General features: G+C 69.4%; 20 protein-coding genes and 1 riboswitch. Of the genes, 11 read left to right on the top strand and 9 right to left on the bottom strand.

What is annotated here, in order from left to right:
• Nucleotides 1-23 precede the first annotated feature (23 nt).
• The 7 genes from FB600_RS11585 to FB600_RS11615 form a co-directional block, all read right to left on the bottom strand.
• Nucleotides 24-386 (bottom strand): DUF3022 domain-containing protein, encoded by a 363-nt coding sequence (locus FB600_RS11585; RefSeq protein WP_096748789.1) that lies wholly within the window; start codon nucleotides 384-386, stop codon nucleotides 24-26.
• Between the two features lie 11 nt (nucleotides 387-397).
• Nucleotides 398-1,186: a YhfC family glutamic-type intramembrane protease gene (locus FB600_RS11590; protein ID WP_098153972.1), complete on the bottom strand. Its 789-nt coding sequence runs from the start codon at nucleotides 1,184-1,186 to the stop codon at nucleotides 398-400.
• A gap of 54 nt (nucleotides 1,187-1,240) precedes the next feature.
• Entirely contained in the window at nucleotides 1,241-2,293 is a 1,053-nt protein-coding gene (locus tag FB600_RS11595) for a LacI family DNA-binding transcriptional regulator (RefSeq protein ID WP_096748787.1), read from the bottom strand.
• Between the two features lie 624 nt (nucleotides 2,294-2,917).
• The gene (locus FB600_RS11600) at nucleotides 2,918-3,880 is read right to left on the bottom strand and encodes a 2-hydroxyacid dehydrogenase (protein ID WP_145756793.1); all 963 of its coding nucleotides are present in this window, start codon (nucleotides 3,878-3,880) and stop codon (nucleotides 2,918-2,920) included.
• 5 nt (nucleotides 3,881-3,885) lie between these two features.
• Entirely contained in the window at nucleotides 3,886-5,166 is a 1,281-nt protein-coding gene (locus FB600_RS11605) for an MFS transporter (protein WP_013698180.1), read from the bottom strand.
• 70 nt (nucleotides 5,167-5,236) lie between these two features.
• Complete coding sequence (locus FB600_RS11610) at nucleotides 5,237-6,247, bottom strand: sugar kinase (RefSeq protein ID WP_145756792.1); 1,011 nt, start codon at nucleotides 6,245-6,247, stop codon at nucleotides 5,237-5,239.
• A 26-nt stretch (nucleotides 6,248-6,273) separates the two neighbouring features.
• Nucleotides 6,274-7,038: a TIM barrel protein gene (locus FB600_RS11615; protein WP_145756791.1), complete on the bottom strand. Its 765-nt coding sequence runs from the start codon at nucleotides 7,036-7,038 to the stop codon at nucleotides 6,274-6,276.
• Between the two features lie 469 nt (nucleotides 7,039-7,507).
• Here FB600_RS11615 and FB600_RS11620 point away from each other — a divergent pair, with 469 nt between their 5' ends.
• The 5 genes from FB600_RS11620 (at nucleotide 7,508) to FB600_RS11640 (ending at nucleotide 13,882) form a co-directional block, all read left to right on the top strand.
• Nucleotides 7,508-8,098, top strand: coding sequence for a fimbrial protein (locus FB600_RS11620; protein WP_013698183.1), 591 nt, complete (start codon nucleotides 7,508-7,510; stop codon nucleotides 8,096-8,098).
• 107 nt (nucleotides 8,099-8,205) lie between these two features.
• Entirely contained in the window at nucleotides 8,206-8,955 is a 750-nt protein-coding gene (locus FB600_RS11625) for a molecular chaperone (protein ID WP_145756790.1), read from the top strand.
• An 88-nt stretch (nucleotides 8,956-9,043) separates the two neighbouring features.
• Nucleotides 9,044-11,752: a fimbria/pilus outer membrane usher protein gene (locus FB600_RS11630; RefSeq protein ID WP_261383370.1), complete on the top strand. Its 2,709-nt coding sequence runs from the start codon at nucleotides 9,044-9,046 to the stop codon at nucleotides 11,750-11,752.
• The gene (locus FB600_RS11635; RefSeq protein ID WP_145756789.1) at nucleotides 11,749-12,735 is read left to right on the top strand and encodes a fimbrial protein; all 987 of its coding nucleotides are present in this window, start codon (nucleotides 11,749-11,751) and stop codon (nucleotides 12,733-12,735) included. Before FB600_RS11630 ends, FB600_RS11635 begins: the two co-directional genes overlap by 4 nt.
• 148 nt (nucleotides 12,736-12,883) lie before the next feature.
• Nucleotides 12,884-13,882: a fimbrial protein gene (locus FB600_RS11640; RefSeq protein WP_052747460.1), complete on the top strand. Its 999-nt coding sequence runs from the start codon at nucleotides 12,884-12,886 to the stop codon at nucleotides 13,880-13,882.
• Between the two features lie 28 nt (nucleotides 13,883-13,910).
• Here the strand turns inward: FB600_RS11640 and FB600_RS11645 are convergent, their stop codons facing one another.
• A complete protein-coding gene (locus tag FB600_RS11645) occupies nucleotides 13,911-14,786 on the bottom strand; it encodes a LysR family transcriptional regulator (RefSeq protein ID WP_025101532.1) in 876 nt (291 codons plus the stop codon).
• Between the two features lie 110 nt (nucleotides 14,787-14,896).
• Between FB600_RS11645 and FB600_RS11650 the strand changes: the two genes are divergently transcribed.
• Both FB600_RS11650 and FB600_RS11655 read left to right on the top strand, forming a co-directional pair.
• Nucleotides 14,897-15,979, top strand: a complete 1,083-nt coding sequence (locus FB600_RS11650; protein ID WP_145756788.1) for a YeiH family protein — start codon at nucleotides 14,897-14,899, stop codon at nucleotides 15,977-15,979.
• Between the two features lie 115 nt (nucleotides 15,980-16,094).
• The gene (locus tag FB600_RS11655) at nucleotides 16,095-17,831 is read left to right on the top strand and encodes a ClcB-like voltage-gated chloride channel protein (RefSeq protein WP_098154769.1); all 1,737 of its coding nucleotides are present in this window, start codon (nucleotides 16,095-16,097) and stop codon (nucleotides 17,829-17,831) included.
• A gap of 75 nt (nucleotides 17,832-17,906) precedes the next feature.
• Here the strand turns inward: FB600_RS11655 and FB600_RS11660 are convergent, their stop codons facing one another.
• Complete coding sequence (locus FB600_RS11660; RefSeq protein ID WP_145756787.1) at nucleotides 17,907-18,527, bottom strand: TetR/AcrR family transcriptional regulator; 621 nt, start codon at nucleotides 18,525-18,527, stop codon at nucleotides 17,907-17,909.
• Between the two features lie 169 nt (nucleotides 18,528-18,696).
• Between FB600_RS11660 and FB600_RS11665 the strand changes: the two genes are divergently transcribed.
• The 4 genes from FB600_RS11665 (at nucleotide 18,697) to mntP (ending at nucleotide 25,322) form a co-directional block, all read left to right on the top strand.
• Nucleotides 18,697-19,800: an efflux RND transporter periplasmic adaptor subunit gene (locus FB600_RS11665; protein WP_046579957.1), complete on the top strand. Its 1,104-nt coding sequence runs from the start codon at nucleotides 18,697-18,699 to the stop codon at nucleotides 19,798-19,800.
• Nucleotides 19,797-22,946: an efflux RND transporter permease subunit gene (locus FB600_RS11670; protein ID WP_096748779.1), complete on the top strand. Its 3,150-nt coding sequence runs from the start codon at nucleotides 19,797-19,799 to the stop codon at nucleotides 22,944-22,946. The genes FB600_RS11665 and FB600_RS11670 overlap by 4 nt, the downstream gene beginning before the upstream one ends.
• Before the next feature lie 2 nt (nucleotides 22,947-22,948).
• Nucleotides 22,949-24,478 carry an efflux transporter outer membrane subunit gene (locus FB600_RS11675; RefSeq protein ID WP_145756786.1) on the top strand — a complete coding sequence of 510 codons (1,530 nt, stop codon included), beginning with the start codon at nucleotides 22,949-22,951 and terminating at the stop codon, nucleotides 24,476-24,478.
• Between the two features lie 102 nt (nucleotides 24,479-24,580).
• Nucleotides 24,581-24,745: riboswitch (yybP-ykoY riboswitch) on the top strand.
• A gap of 10 nt (nucleotides 24,746-24,755) precedes the next feature.
• Nucleotides 24,756-25,322: a manganese efflux pump MntP gene (mntP, locus tag FB600_RS11680; protein ID WP_098153965.1), complete on the top strand. Its 567-nt coding sequence runs from the start codon at nucleotides 24,756-24,758 to the stop codon at nucleotides 25,320-25,322.
• Nucleotides 25,323-25,729: the final 407 nt, after the last annotated feature.

The raw sequence follows: 25,729 nt of genomic DNA on the forward strand, positions 1-25,729 counted from the left end.
TCGACCGCGGCGACAGCCCCCGCTCAGGCGAATTCCTCGCCCAGCACCAGCTCGGTATCGCGCTCGATCGCCTGGCCTTGCGCGTGCCGCTCTTCCAGCGAGCCGATGAAGGCCTCGACATAGGCGCGCAGCACGGCGTGGCTGCGCGCGCGCTGCATCGGCCGCATCGCCAGGTAGCGCGCGAAGGCCGCCGACTCGATGCGCAGCGCCAGCGTCATGCGCTTGGGCGCCGAGCCGAAACGCATCCCCAGCCATTGCACGTACAGGAAGCGCCCGCCTTCGTCGCCGCGCTCGGCAAAACTCGTCTGCTCCGGGAACAGGTCGCAGATCACATGCGCGAGCGCGTCGAACTCGGCGCTGGCGCAGTCGTAGTGGTAGTCGTCCATGGTGGTCGGGCTCAGGCGGTGCGCGTGGCCGGCCGGAACCAGCGGACCAGCGCGGCAATCAGGATCAGGGTCATCAGGCCGTAGGCCGTGACCATCGTCGACACGGGAATCGCGCCGGCATTGAAAGCCATCAGCGGCAGGTCGCCGATCGGGTGCAGCACGATCGCCAGCGGCAGGATCCAGCGCTTGCGCGCCTGCACCCCGCGCCATACCAGCACCGACATGGCGAGCTGGAAGGTGAAGGCGGCCAGGCATTCGAGCACGCGCACCACGATGGTCGAGGCCGACATGGTGATCAGCATCATCTGGATGCGCAGCGCGAGATCGGGCGGCATGGTCGAGAGCTGCTGGTTGAGCTGACCGCGCTGCGCGAGCCACACCAGCCAGACCCACTGGCCCAGCACGATCACGCCGACGAACCAGGCCTGCGCGCCGCCGAAGCCGATCCCGTAGCCGAGCCCGCGCGCGTCGCCCGAGGAGGCGCCGTAGCGGCGCTCGACGAAACGCAGGCCGAGGTAGCGGCCGCCCTCCTCGATCACCGCGGCCACCGCGATGCCGAAGGCGACGAAGACCACCGGCTGCGAGAGCCATTGCACGGCGCCGGGCAGCATCGGCGCGAGCGCGTAGACGCCGCGCTCGATCAGGGTGGCGAACAGCATGAAGGCCGCGATGCCGACGATGGCGTCGCGACGATCCAGTTTCATCGGGGATTTCAGCAAGCGGAACGCAACGATCGGCAACAGCGCGACGATCAGCGTGCCGATGATCAGCGCCACCAGGGTGGCGGGGGCAACAGTCATGACGATCCTTGGTCGGTCAGGCGCACCGGAGCGGCGCGCGACCCCGCATGATACTCAGCTTGCGGTCGATGTGCGCACCACCAGCTCGCCGGGCAGCAGCGCCTCGCGCGCCGCGTCGGTGGCGCCGTCGATCCGGTCGTGCACGAATTCGACCGCGCGATAGCCGATTTCATAGGTGGGCTGACGGATCGTGGTGATGCCGAGCAGCTCGGCCCATTCGGGATCGTCGATCGACAGCAGCGCCACCCTGGCCTGCCAGCCGGCGCCGTGACGCGCGTGCAGGTGACGCGCGAGCGCCAGCGCCACCGGCGCGTTGGCGGCGAACAGCGCGACCCGGCGGCCAGCCGACGCGGCGGCGTCGAGCCGCGCGTCGAGCCCGGCCAGCGCGACGGCCAGTGCCTCGCAATCGGCCAGGTCGGCGACGATCGTGGGCGCCGCCTCGCGGTCGCGGCCCAGCTCGGCCAGCGCCGCGCGGAACGCGGCCTCGCGCAGGCGCCGTGAACTCACCTGCTCGAACGGCTGCACCACGAAACAGACCTCGGCGAAACCCTGCGCGAACAGATGCGCGAGCCCCGCGCGCACCGCGGCGCTATTGTCCAGGCCGACCAGGTCGGCGTCGAAACCCTCCACGCGCCGATCGACCAGCACGGTCGGGATTCCGCAGCCGCGCAGCGGCATCAGCGCATCCTCGCGCGCGCCCAGCGCGTTGACGATCATGCCCTCGACGCGATAGGTGGTCAGCAGTTGCAGGTAGCGGCGCTCCATGTCGGCCTCGTTGGCGGCATGGCAGATCAGCGGCATGTAGCCGAGCGCATGGCAGGCCGCCTCGACGCCCTGCAGCACCTCGACCGTATAAGGATTGGTGAGGTCGGCCGCGAGCAGCCCGAGCAGCCGGTTGCGGCCGCGCTTGAGGCCGCGCGCCATCTGGTTCGGCCGGTAGTTCAGGCGCTGGATCGCGGCCTCGATGCGGGTGCGCAGGTCCGCCGACAGCACGTTGGTCTCGCCGTTCAGGTAGCGCGACACGCTGGTCTTGCCGGTGCCGGCCTCGCGCGCGACATCGCTGATGGTGGCCGGGCGCGCGCCGGCCGGGGAACGGGTTTCGCTCATCGCGGCGCCTGCTGGCGAACGCCGTGCGCGACGCGCGGGCGGAATCGGCGGGGGGATCCGAGGGTGGATCTGGATACGCAGTTCAACTGATCGTTTCTCCATGTGGCGAGGCCGGCAGCGCCGGCTGCTGCGCGACGGCCTCGAGCCGAGGCGCCTGGGCAGACTGCCGGCCGATCGACACCGGGCTGGCCCGGCATATCCAGCCAGTTCACGAACGCGGCTGGCCCTCGAGTACCCGACGGGTTCGCCAGGATCGGCGCGGGTCCGGGCACGCGAGACCTCAGTCAGCGCGGGATCATAACGCAGCCGGACGTCAGGCGATACGAGGGTCCGTTCGGTTCGCCCGCGACGGCCGGCGGGCGGCTTGCGGCGAGCGCGCCGGTGCACGGTAACCAGGCACCGCGCCGTCAGCCGGCGAGCCCCGAACATCGCGGCTCGCCGCGTTTCGACGGGTTTCTGGTGCGCTGCGCAACCTATCGCGGCGCGGCGCGCCGATAGCGACTATCCGATACCGACCATGCGGCGGCGATGATTTCAAGCAGGCAGCAGGCTCGCGCGACCGCGCCCTTGCGCGCCCTGCACCTGCCCCGATTCCGGCGGTGGCACGCCGCCGGAATCCGGCACTCAGCGCGCGAGCAGTTCGCGGTTGACGAGGTTGCCGCGCAGCGTGCCGTCGAGCGCGCCGATCAGGTTCTCGGCGGCGTTGCGCGCCATGGCGTGACGCGTCTCGTGCGTGGCCGAGCCGATATGCGGCAGCGCCACCACGTTCTTCATCGTCAGCAGCGGCGAATCGGCCGCCAGCGGCTCCTGCTCGAACACGTCGAGCCCCGCGCCGCGGATGGTGCCGACGCGCAGCGCCTCGATCAGCGCCGCCTCGTCGACCACCGGCCCGCGCGCGGCGTTGATCAGGATCGCGCCCGGCTTCATCCTCGCCAGCTCGGGCGCGCCGATCAGGTGGCGCGTCGCCTCGCTCAGCGGCACCTGCAGGCAGACGAAATCGGAGGTGGCGAGCAGCTCGTCGAGCGGCACGCGGCGCGCGCCGAACTGCGCCTCGGCCTCGGCGTTCGCGCTGCGATTGGTGTACTGCACGCGCATCCGGAAGCCGAGCGCGGCACGCCGCGCCACCGCCGCGCCGATCCGGCCCAGCCCGACGATGCCGAGCGTCTTGCCCTGCACGTCGGTGCCGTAGAGTGGCTCGCCGATGCTCTTCTTCCACTGCCCGGCCTTGACGAACTCGGCCAGCTCGACCACCCGCCGCGCGCTCGACAGGATCAGCGCGAACACCGTGTCGGCGGTCGACTCGGTCAGCACGTCGGGGGTATGCGCGAGCAGGATGCCGCGGCGCGTGAGGTCGGCCACGTCGAAGTTGTCGTAGCCGACCGAGATGGTCGACCAGGCGCGCAGCCGCGGCGCGCGATCGAGCATCGCGGCGGTCACCGGCACGCTCGCGCCGATCGCGCCGTCGGCATCGGCCAGCGCCTCGGCGAGCGCCTCGGCGCCCTCGGCCTGGATCACCTCGGCGTGCTCGCGCAGGTAGGCGAGCACGTCATCGGGCAGGGTCTTGTAGGCGACGATACGGTAGCTCATGCGATTCATTTTCCTGTGGTGGAGTGCGCGAGCGGCAAGGCCCCGTCGGGATGCGGCCTGACCACCAGCGTCAGCACGACCGAGGCGACCAGCGCCACGCTCATGAACGCATAGGAAGCCGAGGGCGAGCCGGTCGCGCCGTTCAGATAACCGACGACATAGGAGCCGACGAAGGAGCCCAGCGCGCCCATGCTGTTGATCAGGGCCATCGCGCCGCCGGCGACGTTCCTCGGCAGCAGCTCGGGCACGATCGCGAAGAACGGCCCGTAAGGCGCGTACATGGCGGCGCCGGCGATCACCAGCATCGCGTAGGACAGCCAGAAGTGGGTCGAGCCGAGCGCGTAGGAGCCCGCGAAGGCGATCGCGCCGACCAGCAGGAACGGCCAGACGAAGGCCTTGCGCGTGTCGAGCTTGTCCGAGGCCCAGGACACGACCAGCATCGCGATGGTGGCGGCCAGGTAGGGCAGCGCCGACAGCCAGCCGGTCTCGACCATGCCGAACGAGGAGCCGTTCTTGACGATCGAGGGCAGCCACAGCACGAAGCCGTAGACGCCGATGCTCCAGCAGAAGTACTGGGCACAGAGCAGCAGCACGGCCGGCTGGCGGAACGCCTCGCGATAGTTGCGCACCGGCTTGAGGGCGGCCTGCTCGCTGGCCAGCGCGCGCTCGATGTCGCGCTTCTCGTCGGCCGACAGCCACCTGGCCTCGGCCGGCTTGTCCTGCACCAGCACCCACCAGCAGATCGCCCAGACGATGGCCGGCACGCCCTCGGCGACGAACATATGGCGCCAGCCGAATTCGTGCACCAGGTAGCCCGACACCACCGACATCCACAGCACCGTGACCGGGTTGCCGAGGATCAGGAAGGTGTTGGCGCGCGAGCGCTCGTGCTTGGTGAACCAGTTGCTGATGTAGATCAGCATGGCCGGCATGACGGCCGCCTCCACCACGCCCAGCGCGAAGCGAATCGCCATCAGCGAGGGGATGTTGCTGACCAGGCCGGTCAGCGCCGCGCAGCCGCCCCACAGCACCAGGCTCCAGAACACCAGGCGCTTGACGCTGCGCCGCTCGGCGTAGATCGCGCCGGGGATCTGGAAGAAGAAGTAGCCGAGGAAGAACAGCGCGCCGATCAGCGAGGCCAGGCCCTTGCCGATGCCGAGATCCTGGTTGATGCCGGCCGCCGAGGCGAAGCCGAAGTTCGCGCGATCGAGGTACGCGAGGCTGTACGTGATGAACACGATCGGCATGATCTTCCACCAGCGGCGGATCGGAAGCGTTGCGGACATGGGGCTTGTCTCCTTCGGCGTGCGGCGCCGTATCGGGTTCGTCGCGGCGCGTCACGCGCCGCGCGGGCAATTATCGCGCGAGTGCCTCGGCGGCGGCGGCCGGTGCCGCCTGGGCGGCACGCGCGGCGGCCGCTTCGAGCCGGTCGAGCTGTTCGCGGCTCGGCAGGCCCTCGGAATCGCCGATCACCTGGATCGCCAGCGCGCCGATGCGGTTGCCGCGCGCCACCGCCTCGGCCACCGTGCGGCCTTCGAGCAGGCCGCTGATCACGCCGACCGCGAAGCCGTCGCCGGCGCCCACCGTGTCCACCACACGCTCGACGCGCTCGCCGGCCACCGTTCCCTCGCGGCCGTCGACCGTCAGGTAGTAGGCGCCGGCCTCGCCGAGCTTGATCACCACGCCGGCGCGCGCGCCGTTGGCGAGGTAGAAGCGCGCGATCTCGGCCGGCGTGTCGAGGCCGGTCAACTGGCGCCCCTCGGCCAGGCCCGGCAGCACCCAGTCGGCATGCGAGGCCAGCTCGTTGAGCGTGCGCGCCATCGCCTCGGCCGACGGCCACAGGGTGGGGCGCAGGTTCGGATCGAAGGAAATCGTCTTGCCGGCCGCGCGCATCTCGCGGGCCAGGTGGAAGGCCAGCTCGCAGGACGTCGACGAGATCGCCGGCGCCACGCCCGTCAGGTGCAGGTGGCGCGCGCCCAGCGCGTAGTCGGCGACATAGTCGTCCAGCGACAGGTGGCTGGCGGCCGAGCCCTTGCGGAAGTATTCGATGTCCGGGTCGCTGCCGTCGTCGCTGCGCGCCTTCAACTGGAAGCCGGTGCGATAACGCGCATCGATCGTCACGCAGGACGCATCGATGCCCTCGTGGGCCAGCGTGTCGAGCACGTGGCGGCCGAACGAATCCTTGCCGACGCGGCTCAGGTAGCCGACCCGGAAGCCGAGCCGGGCCAGGCCGATCGCGACGTTCAGGTCGGCGCCGGCGATCCGCCTGGTGAACTGCTCGGCCTGCGCGAGCGGACCCGGCGCATTGGCGACGAACAGCGTCATGGCTTCGCCGTAGGTGAGGATTTCGACGGGGGACTGCGACATGATGAAAGCTCCTTCGGAATACGGGATCAGGCGGTCTCGAGCCAGGCGACGCGACGGCGCGCGTCGGCGGCGAGATCGGCCGGGTCGAACGGGAACTCGATGCCGCGCGGCACCTCGCGCGGCAGCGTCGCGAGCACCGGCAGGCAGAGCGGGTCGGCCGCCTGCGGGGCCACCGCGAAACGGCGCGCGCCCTCGCCCGTCACGGCCTTGCAATGGATGTACTCGACGTGCGGCGCGAGGGCCCGGGCGGCCGCCAGCGGCAGCTCGCCGGGCCACAGCCAGTTGCCGATGTCGAAGGTCATGCCGAGCGTGCCGGCCGCGCCTTCCTCGACCAGCGCGGCGAACAGCGCGGTGAATTGCGCCAGCGTGCCGCCCATCGCGAGCTGGCCGTTCTCGACCAGGATCCGCGCGCGGCTGCCCTGCGCGGCGGCGGCGATCTCGGCCGCGTGCGTGGTGCCGGCGAACCCGCCGAGCTGGAATTTCAGGAAATGCGCGCCGAGCGCCTCGGCCTCGCGCAGCGACTGCGCGAGCGCCTCGCGATCGAGCGCGCCGTCCTCGCGGTAGAGCGCGGCCGGCGTCGAGTAGACGGCCCACATTCCCGCGGCCGCAACCGCCATGCCCAGCGCCGCGAGCGCGGCCGGCGCGCAGTCCTCGTCGGCGGCGAACAGTTCGCGACGCACCTCGAAGCCGGCGGCGCCCGCCTCGGCCGCCTGCGCGACATAGGCCCGGTGCCCGTCGCGGCGAATCGCCTCCGTCCCGTATGCGCTGGCGACGATCACGATATCTGCCATGTCTGCCCTTCTCTCCATGCTGGCTCCGAATCAGGCGATTGGAACCGGTTCCATTCAATGGAGCGAATGGTGCGCTTCGTGTCTGTCGCAGGCCATAGAGGAAATCCCTGAGAGATGGGTCGAATCGAGAAAACAGCGTCCGATCAGGCCCTGGCAGCCAGGATCGAGGCGCAAATCGCAAATATGCCGGGAATGGTTTACAGAATCAGACGAGTCAGCTTCATGCACCCAACCCGTCTTGATAAATTTTCACCCGTTCGCGTCCGGCCACATGACATGCGAACGGCAGCTTCATCGTCATATCCATTACCCGCGACATCAGCAACGACACGCCCGCCCGATTCCCGATTCCCGCCCGTTTCCCCCAAACCCATGAATTCCCCACTCGACCACTCGGGAGGTCAACCCACGACATAGATCCTTCGCACACGTTATCCATTGCCTTTTCACGATTTCACGATCGACTTCCATGAACATCAAATATTTCCCGCTGCTCATGTCGGCCGCCGCGCTGGCGCTCACCGCCACGCAGGCTGCCCACGCCTCGGACGGCACCATCAACTTCACCGGCTCGGTGGTCGCCTCGACCTGCAAGATCAACGGCGGCACCAACGACCTGACCGTGCCGCTGCCGACGGCCGCCGCCAGCCAGCTCGCGACGGTGGGCGCCACCGCCGGCCGGACCCCGTTCACGCTGTCGCTGTCGGGTTGCACGACCGATCGCAAGGAAGGCGGCAACAGCGTCCCGGCACCCGTGCGCAAGGTGTCGGTGGCCTTCGAGCCGGGGCCGAACGTCAATCTCGCCACCGGCCGCCTGGTGCCGACCGGCGAGAACGCGGCCACCGGCGTCGAGATCGAGATCCTCAACGACAAGTACACGCCGATCAAGATCGGCGCGGAAAGCTCGACGCAGGGCACCCAGGTCGTCGACATCGACGCCGCAGAAGGCGGCACCGGCACCGCGACGCTGCAATTCGCGGCCCAGTACGTGGCCACCGGCGACAAGGTGACGGGCGGCCCCGCCAACTCCTTCGTCACCTACTCGCTCGTCTATCCCTGAGCCTGCGCTGCGCCGGTTGAGCGTGTCGGCCACCTTCGGGTGATCGGCATACCAATCCGTGAGGTACGGCAACCGGCGCACTTAAATTTGCACTGCGAATCAAATCCATGTCGAGAACGAAATCGAGCCCGATCGCCCGGAGCTGGCTGGCACTCATCGCGCTGCTCTGCTGCGCCTGCGCCCAGGCCAGCGTGACCTTGTCCGGCACACGCGTGGTATTCGACGCGAGCGAGCCGGAGGTGACGATCCAGCTCAGCAACCAGGGCAAGCAGCCGGCGCTGATCCAGGCCTGGCTCGACACCGGCGACGAGCGGGCCGAGCCGGAACGGATCGAGGTGCCCTTCGTGGTCACGCCCACCCTGTTCCGCATCGAACCGGGCAAGGGCCAGGCGCTGCGCATCATCCACACCGGCGAGCCCCTGCCGTCGAATCGCGAATCGCTGTTCTGGCTGAACGTGCTGGACGTGCCGCCCAAGGCCAGCGGCGGCGACGAGGTGAATCGCCTGCAATTCGCGTTCCGCACCCGCATCAAGATGATGTATCGCCCCGCCGGCCTGCCCGGCACCCCGGACGACGCACCGGCCGGCCTGCGATGGACGCTCGCCACCGACGCATCGCAACGCCCGGTGCTGCAGGCCCGCAATCCGAGCGCCTATGTGGTCAACCTCGCCGGCGTCGAGCTGCAATCCGGCGGCAAGACCTACTCGGCGGGCTTCGGTCACGTGCTGCCCGGCGACACCGCTTCGTTCCCCTTGGTCGGCGCGGATGCGACGGCGCTGCCGAACGCGACGGTCCTGTACAGCAGCGTCGACGACTGGGGGTCGACGCATGGCCACCGCGCGGCGGTCAGCCAATGAATCCGCCGCAGGCAACCCGGCGCCCGCGCGTCTGCCGCGCGCTGCGTTCCGCGCGGCCTCACGTGTCCACCTCGGGAAACGCTACAAGATGATGCGGGTATTGCAGGCGGAAACCGTTCCCCGACTGAAACCGACATGCGCGCTGCTGCTCTCGATCTTCTCCGCCTGGGAAGCCGATGCGCGGGCAGCGGGGACCGCCGACATGGCCGACGGCGCCACCGTGCAGGTCGCCCAGGCGCAATTCGCCCGCGTCGAATTCGAAGGCGGCTTCCTGAACCACGGCGGCGGCGCGATCGACGTGTCGCGCTACGCGCAGCGCAACGTGGTCCGGCCCGGCATGTATCGCCCTGACATCTACGTGAACGGCCAATGGGCCGGCCGCATCGAGGTGCCATTCCGCGCCGCGCCCGGCATGCTCGATGCGCAGCCCTGCTTCGACCAGGCCCTGCTGGAGCGGCTCGGCATCGACCTGGCCAGCCTGCGGCCGAGCCGGCTCGCCTCGCTGGCGCATGACGGCGCCTGCCTGCGCATCGGTCAGGCCGTCGACGAAGCCTCGTTCAGCTTCGACTTCAACGATCTGCGGCTCGACCTCGGCATCCCGCAGATCTCGATGCGGCGCCAGGCCCGCGGCTACGTCAATCCCAAGCAATGGAGCGCGGGTGTGCCGGTGGCCATGCTCGGCTACAACCTCAACGTCTACCATTCGCGCGCCCGCGACGCTCGGGCCGCCACCCAGGGCTATCTCGGCATCGACGCCGGGTTCAACCTCCAGCGCTGGCACTTCCGGCACGGCGGTTCGTTCAACTGGGACGATCGCGGCCACCGCCGCTACCAGAACATCGCGACCTACGTGCAGCGCGATCTCTCGGCCTGGTCCTCGCAGCTCGTGATCGGTGACGCCTATACGCCCGGCGAGCTGTTCGACACCAGCGCGTTCCGCGGTCTGCGCGTGGCCACCGACGACCGCATGCTGCCCGAATCGCAGCGCGGTTACGCGCCCGTGGTGCGCGGCGTGGCCAGCACCAACGCGAAGGTGACGATTTCCCAGAACGGCGTGAAGCTCTACGAGACCACCGTGGCGCCGGGCGGTTTCCAGATCGACGATCTCTACCCCACCGGCTACGGCGGCGACCTGAAGGTGCTCGTCACCGAGGCGGACGGCAGCGAGCATTCCTTTTCGGTGCCCTACGCCGCCGTGCCGATGTCCCTGCGCCCCGGCCAGCACCGTTACAGCTTCACGGCCGGCGCGCTGCGCCACCTGCCGAACAGCAGGCCGCTGTTCACCCAGGCGACCTGGCAGCAGGGCCTGACCAATACGCTGACCGGCTACGGCGGCGCCACCCTGGCGCAGGGCTACCTGTCGGTGATGGCCGGCGCGGTGCTCACCACGGGCTGGGGCGCCTTCGGCCTCGATCTCACGCATGCCAGCACCCGCATTCCTGGCGAGCGTGGCCATGCCGGGCAGAGTCTGCGCCTGAGCTACGCGAAAACGGTGGCGGCCACCGGCACCAATATCGCGATCGCCGCCTACCGCTATTCGACCAATGGCTTCTTCGGCCTGAACGATGCGATGGCCGCACGCGACCAGGCCAGGCTCGAGATTCGCACCACCGCGCTCTACCGCCAGCGCAACCGCGCCTCGCTGACCCTGAGCCAGCAGCTGGGCCGGCGCGGCGGCAGCCTCAACCTCACGGCCTCGACGGCAACCTACTGGAACCGCCGCGGCTCGGATCTCGATTTCACGATCGGCTACAGCAACAGCTTCCGCAGCCTGGCCTACAACGTCTCGGCGAGCCGTCAGCGCGACGCCTGGGGCAAGGCCGGCACGCTGATCTACGCCGGGCTGTCGATTCCGCTCGGCCGCACGCAGCCGGCCACGCTGTCCACCAGCCTGAACCGCGACTCGCGGGGTTCCACCCAGGTGGCCACCAGCCTGAGCGGCGCGGCCGGCGTCGACGGCAACCTCTCCTACGGCCTCAACGTGGATCACGGCAGCGGGCGCGACGGCACGCGCACCAGCGGCGGCGCCAACCTCATGCATCGCGGCGCGCGGGGCGAACTGAGCGGCAGTATCGGCGCCAGCGCCGACTACCAGCAGCTCTCGCTCGGCGCGCGCGGCGCGGTGGTCGCGCATCGCGGCGGCATCTCGCTTTCGCAGCCGCTGTCGGAAACCTTCGCGATCGTCGAGGCGAAGCACGCCGAGGGCGCGCGCGTGACCAATGCCTCGGGCGTGCGCGTGGGCAGCAATGGTTACGCGGTGGTGCCGCACCTCACGCCGTTCTCGATGAACGACGTCTCGCTCGATCCGAAGGGCCTGTCGACCGATGTCCAGTTGAAGGAGACCAGCCAGCGCGTCGCGCCGCTCGCGGGGGCCGTGCCGCTGCTGGTGTTCAAGACCGAATACGGCCGCTCGGCGGTGATCCGCGCGCGGCAGGCGGACGGCTCGCCGGTGCCGTTCGGCGCGATGGTCACCGACGCGACCGGCAAGGAGGTGGGCGTGATCGGGCAAGGCGGCAAACTGTTGGCCCGAGGGCTGGCCGAACGCGGCCAGTTGACGGCGCGGTGGGAAAACGACGCGGACGCGACGGCGTGCCGACTGTCGTATTCGCTGCCGATGCGTACGCGCGTCGCGGGATACCAGCCGCTGCAAAGCATCGAGGCGCCTTGCCTGGAAAGCGGTGCCGCCGATTTCGCACCGCGACGATCGAGGCGGGAATCGCCAGACAGCTCGAGCCGAGACATCACCGGCGGCGATGGCGCCGTCGCCCCCCAGCCCACACAAGGAACGGTCCGATGAAAAAACAGCTTCTCCTTGCCTGCCTGCTGGCCGGCATGTCGAGCCCGACGTGGGCCATACGCTGCACCTCGGATACCAATAGCTCGCTGAACTACTACATCGCTCACGTCAGCGGATTCACCCCTCCGGATTTCGATCCCGGCGCGGTCCCGATAGGCGGCGTCATCTATCGCTCCCAGGATCTCGGCCTGAACTTCATCAACAAGCAATACGCGTCGGCAAGCTTCCAATGCACCGAGCCGCTCGCTTTCGTTTACAAGACGGGCATCGGTGTGCCGAACAACCGGATCTACCCCACGTCCATACCCAATATCGGCATGCGTATTTCAAACTTCCCGGGTACCGCGGTCATCAACAGCACTCACAGCGCCTGGAACGAGAGTTTCTCGATCACGATCGAATTGATCAAGACCGGTGAAATCACCGCCGGCGGCTACCTGAGCGGCGCCTACGCGCAGTATCGGGCCAACACCGTCGATGGACAGCTCATGGTCGAGTTCCGTTTCGCGGCGCCGGTCAAGGTACAGCCGCGCATACCGACCTGCCGGGTCGCGACGCCTCAGGTCGCGGTGCCGATGGGCACCATGACCACGGCGATGTTCACGGGTATCGGCAGCACCACCTTCGCCCGGCGCTTCGAAATCGCGCTGGCTTGCTCGGGCGGCAACCCAGGCACCGCCACCAATGCCTGGGTGACGCTGACCGACGCCAGCCAGCCCGGAAACACCTCCACCACGCTGTCGCTCACGCAGAATTCGAGCGCATCGGGCATCGGCATCCAGATCCGCCACGACGACACCGTGCTCGGCTTCGGACCCGATTCGGCAACGGTCGGCAATACCAACCAGTGGTTCCTGGGCAGGATCGCCCAGGGCATGGCCGAGATCCGGGTGCCGCTCACCGCGCGCTACGTGCAGACCGGCGCAAAGGTCGGCGCGGGCAGCGCGAATGCACGCGCGACCTTCACGCTCAGTTACCAGTAGCACGCGGGCGAGACGACGATCGCGCGCCGGGTTGGGCCGGACCAGGCTGGCACCGGCCCACAGCGCCTACCTCGCTGCTTCCGGCGGGCGGCTGCGCGGCTGCAGCCAGGACCCGGCGTGAAGCGCCATCCCAGAACGCATGAAATCGATGAAACAACTCCTTTTCCTCGGCGCGGTGCTGACCTGCCTCATGAACCCCGCCTGGTCAGCCAACTGCACCTCCAATACCAGTGATGGATCGGATTATTTCGTCGTACACATGGTGGGTTTCGATCCACCGGAATTCGCGCCCGGCGCGATTCCGATCGGCGGTGTCATCTACAGCGCCAAGGGCCGCGGCCTGAGCTTCATCAACAAGAAAAGCGGCGAGTCGCCCAGCTACCGATGCAAGACGCCGATCGCCGTCTACACGACGGGCGTCGGCATGCCGAGCGACAAGATCTATCCGACGTCGATCCCCAACATCGGAATGCGCATCATCAGCTCCAAGGGCGTGCTGCCGAATCTATCCCCCTGGCCAAGCATCGGCTCGAGCTGGAACGAGCAATATTCGATGACGGTCGAGCTGATCAAGACCGGCGAGATCACCGCCGGCGGCTACCTGAGCGGTGCCTACGCGCGATACCGCGCGGACAACGACAACGGCGAGATCCTGGTCGAGTACCGCTTCGCCTCGCCGGTCCGGGTCCAGCCGCGGGTGCCGACCTGCCAGGTGGCCACGCCCCTGGTGACGGTGGCAATGGGCACCATGAGCACCTCGATGTTCACGGGCATCGGCAGCCGCACCTTCGCGCGGCACTTCGAGATCGCGCTGCGCTGCTCCGGGGGCGATCCCGCCACCTCGACCAACGCCTGGGTGACGCTGACCGACGCCAGCCAGCCCGGCAACACCTCGAACGCCCTGTCGCTGACCCGCGAGTCGACCGCCTCGGGCATCGGCATCGAGATCCACCGCGACGACACCGTGATCGGCTTCGGGCCCGATTCGGCCGCGGTCGGCAATACCAACCAGTGGTACATGGGCAATATCGCCCAGGGACAGGCAGGCCTGCGGGTACCGCTCACCGCGCGCTACGTGCAGACCGGCACGAAGGTCGGCGCGGGCAGCGCCAATGCGCGCGCCACCTTCACGCTCAGCTATCAATGAAATCCAGCGCGCGCCGCCAGGCGCCCGGCTATCCCAGGCTCATCGCCAGGAAGCGCGCGGCCACGCGCGAAGGCGTGGCGGCATGCGGCACCAGGATCGAAAAGCGCCGCACCAGCGGTCGCGGCGCGATCGAGCGCTTCACCAGCGCCGCGTCGTCGCGCAACGACATGGCCGAGACGAAACCCACCCCCATCCCGGCCCGCACCGCCTCCTTCACCGCTTCCACGCCGGCGATCTCGAGCGCCACGCGCACCGGCACGCCGGCCCGCGCGAAGGCGCGCTCGACCAGTTGGCGTACGCCCGAGCCGGCCTCGCGCAGCACCAGCGGCGAGCCGGCCAGCGCCTCCAGCGACACCGCCTCGCCGGGCGCGGCCGCCAGCGCATGGGTGGCCGGCACGATCGCGACGATCTCGTCCTCGCGCCAGGGGTGGACCGCGGTGCCCGAAGGCAGCGCGTCGCCGGGCGGCCCCTCGATCAGGGCCAGGTCGAGCGTGCCGAGCGCGGCCACCACGTCGGCGGTGTTGCCGGTCATGGTCTGGATCGCCACGCCGGGCGCGAGCGGCCGGAACTCGGCGATCAGGTAGGGCAGCAGGTAGCTCGCCGGCGTGGTGCTCGCGCCGATGCGCAGCGTGCCGCGCTCGACGCCGCGCACGGCATCGCGATAGGCACGCGCCTGCGCATAGGCGTCGCGCACCTGGGCGGCCAGCGGCGCCAGCGCCTCGCCGACCGGCGTGAGCCGCACGCCGCGCCCGTCGCGCAGGTAGAGCGGCTCGCCGAACTCGTCCTGCAACTGGCGCAGCTGGCCCGACACGGCAGGCTGCGACAGGTGCAGCAGCTCGGCCGCGCGGCTGATGTTGCGCAGCTCGGCGACGGTCGCGAACGTTATCAGTTGATCCGGGGTCATGCCGAGAAAATATCAGATTTCCCGATAATTGATGTCACTAATCACAATTTTTTATATCGATATATCCAAATTAGGATTGGCACCATCGAATCACACGTGGAAACCACCCCATGTCCACCGCCAACCCCGCCCTGCCGCATGCCGCCGCGCCCTCGGTGCGCGGCCAGCTCAACGGCGTGCTGTTCGTCGCGCTGTTCGCCGCCGCGGTCACCAGCCTGTCCTCGCTGCCGGCCATCGCCCGGCTCGGCCTTTCGCCGCTGATCGTCGGCATCATCGCCGGCACCGTCTACGGCAACGCGCTGCGCGACGGCATGCCCGCCAGTTGGGCGGCCGGCGTCAACTTCTCGGCGCGCAAGCTGCTGCGCATCGCGGTGGCCTTCTTCGGGCTGCGCGTGAGCCTGCAGGAAATCGCCCAGGTGGGCCTGCCGGGGCTGGCGGTCTCGGCGCTGATGGTGGTCAGCACCCTGCTGATCGGCACCTGGGTCGGCACGCGCCTGTTCAAGCTCGATCGCGACACGGCGCTGCTGACCGCGGCCGGCAGCGCCATCTGCGGCGCGGCCGCGGTGCTGGCCTTCGAATCGACCCTGCAATCGAAGCCGCACCAGAGCGCGATGGCGGTCGGCAGCGTGGTGCTGTTCGGCACGCTCTCGATGTTCGCCTACCCGCTCGCCTATCACGCCGGCTGGATTCCGCTCGACGCCCAGGGCCTGGGCCTGTTCTTCGGCGGCACCATCCACGAGGTCGCCCAGGTGGTCGGCGCGGCCAGCGACGTGAGCCCGCAGGTCACGCATACCGCGACCATCGTCAAGATGACCCGCGTGATGCTGCTGGTGCCGGTGCTGCTCGCGCTCGGCGCCTGGCTGGCCCACTCGGCGCGCCAGTCGCGCGCGGCCGACGGCGCCGCGGCCGGCCACGGCAAGCGCCGGCTGGCGGTGCCCTGGTTCGCGCTCGGCTTCCTCGGCTTCGTGATCGTCAACTCGCTCGGCGCGCTGCCGGACGCCACCATCCACACGCTGAACACGCTCGACACCTTCGCCCTGACCATGGCCATGACGGCGCTGGGCATCGAGACGCGGCTCGCCCAGATCCGCGCCGCCGGCCCGCGCGCCCTGGGCGCCGGCCTGGTGCTCTATGTGTGGCTGATCGGCGGCGGCTTCGGCATCACCTGGCTGGTCGAGCACTGGCTTGGCTGAACGTCCCGCCTCCTCCCCTCGCCCGGCGAACCGCGCCGCGCCCGCCGGCCCCGTCCGGCCGGCGCGGCGCGGTGCTATGCTGGCGCTCGCCTTCCTACGCGCTCCCCTCGACCTCGTGCTGTCCTTCCTGCTCAAGCTGCGCACGCGCGCGCAAACGCTGTTCCGCCTGTCCGACGCGCACACCATGCTGATCTGGTCGGTGATCGCCGGGATCAGCGGCGCGTTCGCCACGATCCTGTTCCGCGAAGGCATCGACACCATCCAGCGGCTGTTCTCCGGCGCCAGCGGCAGCTTCGTGGAGATGGCCAGGCGCCTGCCCTGGCACATGCGGATCTGGATGCCGGCCGCGGGCGGTTTCCTGGCCGGCTGCGTGCTGCTGGCCGCGCAGCGCGGCAGCGCGAAACAGGCGGGCGGCGCCGACTACATGGAAGCGGTGGCGCTCGGCGACGGCGTCGTGCCGGTCAGGCAGAGCCTCTGGCGCAGCGCCTCCTCATTGCTGACGATCGGCAGCGGCGGCTCGATCGGCCGCGAGGGCCCGATGGTGCAGCTCGCCGCGCTGGCCGCCTCGCTGGTCGGCCGCCTGGCGCGCTTCGACCCGCCCCGGCTGCGCCTGCTGGTGGCCTGCGGCGCCGCGGCCGGCATCACCTCGGCCTACAACGCGCCGATCGCCGGCGCCTTCTTCGTCGGCGAGATCGTGCTCGGCGCGATCTCGATGGAGAGCTTCGGGCCGATGCTGGTCGCCTCCGTGGTGGCCAACATCACGATGCGCGAGTTCGCCGGCTACAAGCCGCCTTACGAGATGCCGGTGTTCCCCGCCGTGACCGGTTTCGAGGTGCTGGCCTTCGTCGCGCTCGGGCTGTTGTGCGGCGCGGCCGCGCCGCAGTTCCTGCGCCTGCTGGCCGCCTCGAAATCGCGCTTCCGCCGGTTGCCGGTGCCCGTGCCGGTGCGGCTCGCGCTCGGCGGGCTGGCGGTCGGCATCATCTCGGTGTGGGTGCCCGACGTCTGGGGCAACGGCTACAGCGTGGTGAACTCGATCCTGCATTCGTCCTGGACCTGGCAGGCGCTGGTGATCGTGCTGCTCTGCAAGCTGCTGGCCACCGCGGCCACCTCGGGCTCGGGCGCGATCGGCGGGATCTTCACGCCGACCCTGTTCGTCGGCGCGGCCGGCGGCGCGCTGTTCGGCCTGGGCATGCAGGCGCTGCTGCCGGGCCACGTGTCGGCCGCCTACGCCTATGCGATCGTCGGCATGGGCGCCTTCCTGGCCGGCGCCACGCAGGCACCGCTGATGGCGATCATCATGATCTTCGAGATGACGCTGAGCTACCAGGTGGTGCTGCCGCTGATGGTGTCCTGCGTGGTCGCTTATTTCGCGGCGCGCGCGCTGGGCCAGACCTCGATGTACGAGATCACGCTGCGCCGCCATCGCGAGGAGGAGGAGCGGCTGCGCCTGAAGGCGACCCAGATGCGCGCGCTGATCCAGCCCGCGCAGACCGTGGTGCGGCCCGAGGCCAGCGTCGCCGAGATGACGCGTGTGTTCCTCGAATATCCGGTGAAGTATCTCTACGTGAGTGACGAGGCGGGACATTTCCGCGGCGCGGTCGCGCTCAAGGACATCACCTCCGACCTGCTCGAGGGCCGCGACACGCAGCACAAGAGCGCGGCCGACTACGCGCATACGCCGTTTCCGCTGCTCACGCCCGACATGTCGCTGGGCACGGCGCTGGGCCATTTCATGTGCTTCCAGGGGGAGCGGCTGCCGGTGGTGGAGTCGACGCAGGCGCCGGTGCTGGCCGGCGTGGTGTACAAGACGTCGCTGCTCGACGCCTATCACCGGCTCAACGGCAATCGCTGAGCGCGGCGCGCGATGGCCGCGCGCGGGACGGTCGGGAAGAGGGTCAGGAAATCGAAGGAATGAGAACGGGCGGGCTCAGTCGGCGCCGCGCCCCAGCACCACGCGCGCGAAGAAACCGCCCAGGGTCGCCTCGGTCATGTCGAGCGAGACGTAGTTCGGATCGGCGATGTGGATCGCCTGCACGCCGTCGCACAACCCCATCAGGCCCACCGCGAGCTGCTCGGGCGGCAGCAGCAGCGGCGTGCCGGCCTGCTCGGCGAACATGGCGATGGTATGGGCCATGTCCTCCAGCTTCTCGCGCATGAAGGCGGTGTAGCGGGCGCGGAACTTGGCGTCGCGCGCGGCCTGCAGCTTGGCCTCGCACCACAGCATGAAGGCCGGGTTCAGGCGGATGAAGCGGCTGTAGAAGTTCAGCGCGCGCGATTCCATCTCCTCGCGCGTGCCGCCCGCGTCGAAGATCCGTTGCAGCTCGGCGCGCATCGTCTCATGATCGCGCCGCAGCAGCTCGAGCAGCAGTTCGGCCTTGCCGCCGAAGTTCGAATAGAACGCGCCGCGCGTGTAGCCGGCCGCTGCCGCGATGTCCTCGACGCTCGCGGCGACATACCCCTTCTTCGTAAATATGCTGTTCGCGGAGTTGAGCAGGCGCTCGCGCGTCTGGTCCTTGCTCTGCTCGCGGGTCAAGCGCTTCGGTTTCATGGCGCGCAGTCTAGCACCAATCGGCGATCGATTCATCTTTGCATCCAGATACAACTGTGTATTAGAATCCATCGCTGTTTCAGAGATGGAAACGAAAGCTTTCGTCGCCGTTCCCCGGTGGAGCCAGCCAGGCCCGCCGGCTCCGCCCGCCTTTCCTCATGAGGTTGCCGTGAATGCATCCGGACCCCGCGCAGTCGTCCTTCTGGGCGCCGCGCTGCTCGTCGCCGCGTGTCATCCCAAGGACAACGGGCCGCCGCCCGCCGCCCGCCCGGTGGTGGCCACGCCGATCGCCGCCGACGGCACGACGGCGGCCGCCATCCTGCCCGGCGATATCGAGCCCCGCTACGCCACGCCGCTGTCGTTCCGGATCGGCGGCAAGATCATCGAGCGCAGCGTGCGGCTCGGCGATACCGTGAAGAAGGGCCAGGTGCTGGCCCATCTCGATCCTTCGGATCCCGAAAAGAACGCGGCCAGCGCCCAGGCCCAGCTCGACGCGGCCAGCCACGCGCTGACCTATGCCCAGCAGCAGGTCGAGCGCGACCGCGCGCAGGCGCGCGAGAAGCTGATCGCGCCGGCCCAGCTCGAACAGACCGAGAACGCCTATGCCTCGGCGCGCGCGCAGCGCGACCAGGCCGCGCAACAACTGGCGCTGGCGAAAAACCAGCTGCAATACACCAGCCTGGTGGCCGATCATGCCGGCTACATCACGGCCGAGCAGGCCGATACCGGCCAGAACGTCTCGGCCGGGCAAGCCGTCTACCAGCTCGCCTGGTCGGGCGACGTCGACGTGGTGACCGACGTGCCCGAGGCCACCCTCGCGCTGCTGCAGCCGGGCCACGAGGCGGGCGTCACGCTGCCGGCCCTGCCCGGGCGCAGCTTCCAGGCCCGCGTGCGCGAGATCGCGCCGGCCGCCGATCCGCAAAGCCGCACCTATCGCGTGCGTCTCACGCTGGCCGAGCCGGATCCGGCCGTGCGGCTCGGCATGACCGCCAACGTCGCGCTGGCCGGCACGGCCGCCGACGGCGCGCGCTACACGCTGCCCTCCACCGCCCTGTTCCACGAAGGCCCGAACCCGGCGGTCTGGGTGATCCGCCGCGACGACACGCTGGAGCTGCGCCGCGTCGGCATCGCACGCTACGGCGAGAACACCATCACCGTGTCGCAAGGCCTGCAGGCCGGCGAGCGGGTGGTCCAGCAAGGCGTGCATGCCGTCAGCGCCGGCGAGAAGGTGCGCGCCGTGGCGCCGCTGCACGCGGAGGACGGCGCGTCATGAGCGAGCGCGAGGAAAGCCGTTTCAACCTGTCGGCCTGGGCGCTGCGCCACCAGGCGCTGGTCGTCTACCTGATCGTGCTGGCCACCGTGGCCGGCATCCTGGCCTATACGCGCCTGGCGCAATCGGAGGATCCGCCCTTCACCTTCCGCGTGATGGTGATCCGCACCTTCTGGCCCGGCGCGAGCGCGCGGCAGGTGCAGGAGCAGGTCACCGACCGGATCGGCCGCAAGCTGCAGGAAACCCCCGCCATCGATTTCCTGCGCAGCTATTCGCGCCCCGGCGAGTCGATGATCTTCTTCACCATGAAGGATTCGGCGCCGGTCAAGGACGTGCCGGAAACCTGGTACCAGATCCGCAAGAAGGTCGGCGACATCGGCTCGACCCTGCCGCAAGGCGTGCAGGGCCCGTTCTTCAACGACGAGTTCGGCGACGTCTACACCAACATCTGGACCCTCGACGGCGACGGCTACTCGGCCGCCCAGCTGCACGACTACGCGGACCAGTTGCGCACCGTGCTGCTGCGGGTGCCGGGCGTCGGCAAGGTCGACTACTTCGGCGACCCCGACCAGCGCATCTTCATCGAGGTCGACAACGCGCGGCTCACGCGCCTGGGCATCTCGCCCACCCAGCTCGGCCAGGCGATCAACGCGCAGAACGCGGTAGCCTCCTCGGGCGTGCTGACCACCTCCAACGATCGCGTCTACATCCGCCCGAGCGGCCAGTTCGACTCGGTCGAGCAGCTCGCCGACATGGTGGTGCGCATCAACGATCGCACCTTCCGGCTGGGCGACATCGCCACCGTCAAGCGCGGCTACGACGACCCGCCCGTCACGCAGATGCGCTCGAACGGCCGCGCCGTGCTCGGCATCGGCGTGACCATGCAGCCCGGCGGCGACGTGATCCGGCTCGGCAAGGCGCTGGAGGCCACCACCCGGCAGTTGCAGACGCAACTGCCCGCCGGCCTCAAGCTCGCCGAGGTATCGAGCATGCCGCAGGCGGTCTCGCATTCGGTGGACGACTTCCTGGAGGCGGTGGCCGAGGCGGTCGGCATCGTGCTGGTGGTGAGCCTGGTGTCGCTCGGACTGCGCACCGGCATGGTGGTGGTGATCTCGATCCCGATCGTGCTGGCCATCACCGCGCTGTTCATGAACATGTTCGGCATCGGCCTGCACAAGGTCTCGCTGGGCACCCTGGTGCTGGCGCTGGGCCTGCTGGTGGACGACGCGATCATCGCCGTCGAGATGATGGCGGTGAAGCTCGAGCAGGGCTTCAGCCGCACCCGCGCGGCGGCCTTCGCCTATACCAGCACGGCCTTCCCGATGCTGACCGGCACCCTGGTGACGGTCTCGGGCTTCCTGCCGATCGCGCTGGCGCAATCGAGCACCGGCGAATACACGCGCTCGATCTTCGAGGTCTCGGCGATCGCGCTGATCGCCTCCTGGTTCGCCGCGGTGGTGCTGATCCCGCTGCTCGGCTACCACCTGCTGCCCGAGCGCAAGCGCGACGGCCACGCGGGGCCGCTGAACGCGCATCACGACGATCACCACGAGGCGCACGACATCTACGACACGCGCTTCTACAAGCGGCTGCGTGGCTGGATCGGCTGGTGCATCGAGCGCCGCTTCGTGGTGCTGATCATCACCGTCGCGTTGTTCGTGGTGGCGCTGGGCGGCTTCTCGATGATCCCGCAGCAGTTCTTCCCGAGCTCGGACCGCCCCGAGCTGCTGATCGACGTGCGGCTGCCCGAGGGCGCCTCGTTCCCCGCCACGCTGGAGCAGACCAAACGCCTGGAGAAGGTGCTGGAGAACCGGCCCGAGATCGACCACACGGTCAGCTTCGTGGGCACCGGCGCGCCGCGCTTCTACCTGCCGCTGGACCAGCAACTGGCGCAGCCGAACTTCGCGCAGTTCGTGGTCACGGCGAAGTCGGTGGAGGCGCGCGAGAAGCTCGCCAGCTGGCTCGCGCCGACCCTGCGCGAGCAGTTCCCGGCGATCCGCTGGCGCCTGTCGCGGCTCGAGAATGGGCCGCCGGTCGGTTATCCGGTGCAGTTCCGCGTCAGCGGCGACAGCATCGCGATGGTCCGCTCGATCGCCGAGAAGGTGGCGGCCCAGGTGCGCCAGGATTCGCGCTCGGTGAACGTGCAGTTCGACTGGGACGAGCCGGCCGAACGCTCGGTGCGCTTCGAGCTCGACCAGAAGAAGGCGCGCGAGCTGAACGTCAGCTCGCAGGACGTCTCGAACTTCCTCGCCATGACCCTGCAGGGCACCACCGTCACGCAATATCGCGAGCGCGACAAGCTGATCGCGGTCGACCTGCGCGCGCCGAAGGCCGATCGCGTCGACCCGTCCCGACTCGCCACGCTGGCCATGCCCACGCCGAGCGGCCCGGTGCCGCTGGGCACGCTCGGCCGCTTCAAGGACACGCTCGAGTACGGCGTGATCTGGGAGCGCGACCGCCAGCCGACCATCACGGTACAGGCCGACGTGCGGGGCGGCGCGCAAGGCATCGACGTCACGCACGCGATCGACAAGCAACTCGACGGCCTGCGCGCGCAACTGCCGGTGGGCTACCGGATCGAGATCGGCGGCTCGGTCGAGGAAAGCGGCAAGGCCCAGGCCTCGATCAACGCGCAGATGCCGCTGCTGGCGATCGCCGTGCTGACCCTGCTGATGATCCAGCTGCAGAGTTTCTCGCGCGTGCTGATGGTGGTGCTGACCGCGCCGCTCGGCCTGATCGGGGTGGCCGCCACCCTGCTGCTGTTCGGCCAGCCGTTCGGCTTCGTGGCGATGCTGGGGGTGATCGCGATGTTCGGCATCATCATGCGCAACTCGGTGATCCTGGTCGACCAGATCGAGCAGGACATCGCCGCGGGCCACGGCCGCTTCGACGCGATCGTCGGCGCCACGGTGCGGCGCTTCCGGCCCATCACGCTGACCGCGGCAGCGGCCGTGCTGGCGCTGATCCCGCTGCTGCGCTCGAACTTCTTCGGGCCGATGGCGACCGCGCTGATGGGCGGCATCACCAGCGCCACGGTGCTGACGCTGTTCTACCTGCCGGCGCTCTATGCCACCTGGTTCCGCGTCAAGCCGAGCGAGCGCGACGACGCGCAGCAAGCGCCGACCGAACCCACGTCCCACGGAGCCTGACGATGAAACGCCTGACCTATCGTTGCCAGCCCGCGCTGCATGCGGCGCGCCCGCTGGCGGTGGCCGCGGCGCTGTCGGCCTCGCTCGCGCTGAGCGGCTGCTCGCTGTTCGCGCCGAACGACGCGGCGCCCGCCATGCCGTCGCCGGCCCATTACGGCGCCGCGCCGCTGCCCGAATCCACCGTGGCCGCGCAGGGCGTGGCCCAGCACTTCGCGATCGGCGCCCAGCCGGTGCCGGACTGGTGGAAGCAATACCGCTCGGACCGGCTCGACGCGCTGGTCGACGAGGGGCTGCGCGCCAGCCCCAACCTGGCCGCCGCCGAGCAATCGCTGCAGGCCGCGCGCGAGCAGCTGCGCGCGCAGATCGGCAGCTCGCTGCTGCCGACCGTCGACCTCGGCGGCCAGACGGCGCGCGAGCGCGGCCTGGGCGTGCCCTCGTTCGGCCCGCCGACCGCGCTCTACAACCTGTTCGTCGGCCAGCTCCAGGCCAACTACACGATCGACCTGTTCGGCGCCGCGCGTTTCGCCAACCGCGAGTTGCGCCAGCGCGTCGACGTCACGGCCTTCCAGCTCGAATCGACGCGGCGCGCGCTGGCCGCCAACATCGTCACGGCCGCCATCACCTCGGCCGCGCTCGGCGAACAACTGCGCACCACCGAGCGCCTGGTCGCGCTCGCCAGGGAGCAGGCCGCCGACACCGCGAGCCGCTACCGGCTCGGCTCGGCCTCGCGTTCGGACAGCTACGGCGCCGAGCAGAGCGCCGCCTCGCTCGAAGCCTCGCTGCCGGCCCTGCGCCAGCAGTGGCTGAGCGCGCGGCACGCGCTGGCGGTGCTGATCGGGCGCACGCCCGACCAGGCGCCCGACGATCTCGCGCTGGCCGAACTGCACCTGCCCGAGGACGTGCCGGTGGTGGTGCCCTCGCGCCTGCTCGAGACGCGCCCCGACATCCGCGCCGCCGACGCGGCGCTGAAGGCCTCGGCGGCGGCCGTCGGCGCGGCGACCGCCCAGTTGTTCCCGCAGATCTCGCTGTCGGCCTCGCTCGGCCAGGCCGGCTTCAAGTGGCCGCTGGCGCTGTCGGGCGCGGGCGGCATCTGGAGCGTGGGCGCCTCGCTGACCCAGCCGCTGTTCCATGGCGGCGCCCTGCTGGCCCAGCGGCGCGCCGCGCAGGCCAGCTACGCGGCCGCGGTCGAGCAGTACAAGGCCACGGTGCTGTCGGCGTTCCAGAACGTGGCCGATTCGCTGGCCGCGCTCGACAACGACGCCCAGGCGCTCGATGCCGCCAGCCGCGCGGCCGAGGCCGCGCGCGGCGCCGCCGACGACGCCGCGGCGCGCGTGCGGCTGGGCGCGCTGCCGCCGTCGACCAGCCGCGCCAGCGAGCAGCAGTATCGCAATGCGCAGCTCGATGCGATCCGCGCGACCAGCTCGCGGCTCGCGGACACGGCGCGGCTGTTCCAGGCGATGGGCACGCCGCCGGATCCGGCGGGCAAACTGGCGGCCCAGCCGGCGCCGGACGCGACGGCTGCGGCGCGATAGACGAAACGAAGGAGATGCGCGGCGGCCGCGAGGAACGCGCCATGTCGGACGCCGCGCCGTATCGACGAAATCATTACGACAACCTTTCGTCGTGTTATGCTGCGCCCTGTCCTTGGGGAGTAGCCTGCTTCCTCCCAGAAGCGCCTGCATCAACACGATCGGTCTTCCAGACCGTGGTGCAGGCGACCTCCCGGTTGGCGAGACCATCGACACATCCTGCTACCGGTCGGGCGCAGTGATGTGTCGTCGTCACTGCCCGACCGCGAGCCCCATCCTCATGAATCCCTTCGCCACCCTGTTGCTGGCCTTCGCCATGTCCACCGACGCCTTCGCCGCCGCCATCGGCAAGGGCGCCACGCTCCATCGCCCGAGCCTGCGCGAGGCGCTCAAGGCCGGCCTCGTGTTCGGCGTGATCGAGGCGCTCACGCCGCTGGCGGGCTGGTTCCTCGGCAGGGCCGCGGCCCGGTACGTATCCGCCTGGGATCACTGGATCGCCTTCGGCCTGCTGGGCCTGCTCGGCGCCCGCATGATCCGCAACGGTCTGTCGGCGGATAGCGCCGACGAGGACAAACCCGCCTCGCATTCGTTCTGGCTGCTGGCCGCCACCGGTTTCGCCACCAGCATCGACGCAATGGCGGTGGGCGCCGGCCTGGCCTTCGTCGAGGTCAACATCTATGCCACGGCGATCGCGATCGGCCTGACCACCATGGCGATGGTGACGATCGGCGTGATGCTGGGCCGCCTGCTCGGCAAGCTGGCGGGCAAGCGCGCGGAAATGGCCGGCGGGCTGGTGCTGATCGGCATCGGCGTGGGCATCCCGTTCGAACATCTGCATGCCGCCTGAACCCAGGGGCGCATGAAGGCGCCCCGTGCCTCGTCACGCCGGATCCATCGTTCGACGGCATACTCGCGCGACACCATCATTGCGGGATTTCCATATCATCATTTCGTCTCGTGAATGGAATCCCGCATTCCGCCCGATGAATAAATGGACGGATTCGAACATAAAACTCCCAATAACTTTACTAAACAACACTTTACTAAAACGCCGCGAGTTCCTGCCGATGCCGCGATTCATCCCGGGCAGGATCCAATCGCGATTTTCAGTGCCGAACAGGCCGGCCCACGCGACTTTCCGCCTTTCATCCCGCCCCTTCCTCTGGATTGTGAATCGAATTTTCGATCGCGACATTCCGATTCGTTCAAACGGTAATCGCCGCCGATTTTCCGCACGACACCCTCAGAGTCTGA

Origin of the sequence: Burkholderia sp. SJZ089, assembly GCF_007828315.1 — a bacterium.
GTDB lineage: Bacteria > Pseudomonadota > Gammaproteobacteria > Burkholderiales > Burkholderiaceae > Burkholderia > Burkholderia gladioli.

Excerpts from the sequence above, each read along its gene's own strand:
- FB600_RS11595 (WP_096748787.1), bottom strand. The coding sequence starts at position 2,293 with ATGAGCGAAACCCGTTCCCCGGCCGGCGCGCGCCCGGCCACCATCAGC.
- FB600_RS11640 (WP_052747460.1), top strand. The coding sequence starts at position 12,884 with ATGAAACAACTCCTTTTCCTCGGCGCGGTGCTGACCTGCCTCATGAAC.
- FB600_RS11620 (WP_013698183.1), top strand. The coding sequence starts at position 7,508 with ATGAACATCAAATATTTCCCGCTGCTCATGTCGGCCGCCGCGCTGGCG.
- FB600_RS11645 (WP_025101532.1), bottom strand. The coding sequence starts at position 14,786 with ATGACCCCGGATCAACTGATAACGTTCGCGACCGTCGCCGAGCTGCGC.
- FB600_RS11675 (WP_145756786.1), top strand. The coding sequence starts at position 22,949 with ATGAAACGCCTGACCTATCGTTGCCAGCCCGCGCTGCATGCGGCGCGC.
- FB600_RS11600 (WP_145756793.1), bottom strand. The coding sequence starts at position 3,880 with ATGAGCTACCGTATCGTCGCCTACAAGACCCTGCCCGATGACGTGCTC.
- FB600_RS11670 (WP_096748779.1), top strand. The coding sequence starts at position 19,797 with ATGAGCGAGCGCGAGGAAAGCCGTTTCAACCTGTCGGCCTGGGCGCTG.
- FB600_RS11615 (WP_145756791.1), bottom strand. The coding sequence starts at position 7,038 with ATGGCAGATATCGTGATCGTCGCCAGCGCATACGGGACGGAGGCGATT.
- FB600_RS11610 (WP_145756792.1), bottom strand. The coding sequence starts at position 6,247 with ATGTCGCAGTCCCCCGTCGAAATCCTCACCTACGGCGAAGCCATGACG.
- FB600_RS11630 (WP_261383370.1), top strand. The coding sequence starts at position 9,044 with ATGATGCGGGTATTGCAGGCGGAAACCGTTCCCCGACTGAAACCGACA.
- FB600_RS11585 (WP_096748789.1), bottom strand. The coding sequence starts at position 386 with ATGGACGACTACCACTACGACTGCGCCAGCGCCGAGTTCGACGCGCTC.
- FB600_RS11650 (WP_145756788.1), top strand. The coding sequence starts at position 14,897 with ATGTCCACCGCCAACCCCGCCCTGCCGCATGCCGCCGCGCCCTCGGTG.
- FB600_RS11625 (WP_145756790.1), top strand. The coding sequence starts at position 8,206 with ATGTCGAGAACGAAATCGAGCCCGATCGCCCGGAGCTGGCTGGCACTC.
- FB600_RS11605 (WP_013698180.1), bottom strand. The coding sequence starts at position 5,166 with ATGTCCGCAACGCTTCCGATCCGCCGCTGGTGGAAGATCATGCCGATC.
- FB600_RS11660 (WP_145756787.1), bottom strand. The coding sequence starts at position 18,527 with ATGAAACCGAAGCGCTTGACCCGCGAGCAGAGCAAGGACCAGACGCGC.
- FB600_RS11635 (WP_145756789.1), top strand. The coding sequence starts at position 11,749 with ATGAAAAAACAGCTTCTCCTTGCCTGCCTGCTGGCCGGCATGTCGAGC.
- mntP (WP_098153965.1), top strand. The coding sequence starts at position 24,756 with ATGAATCCCTTCGCCACCCTGTTGCTGGCCTTCGCCATGTCCACCGAC.
- FB600_RS11590 (WP_098153972.1), bottom strand. The coding sequence starts at position 1,186 with ATGACTGTTGCCCCCGCCACCCTGGTGGCGCTGATCATCGGCACGCTG.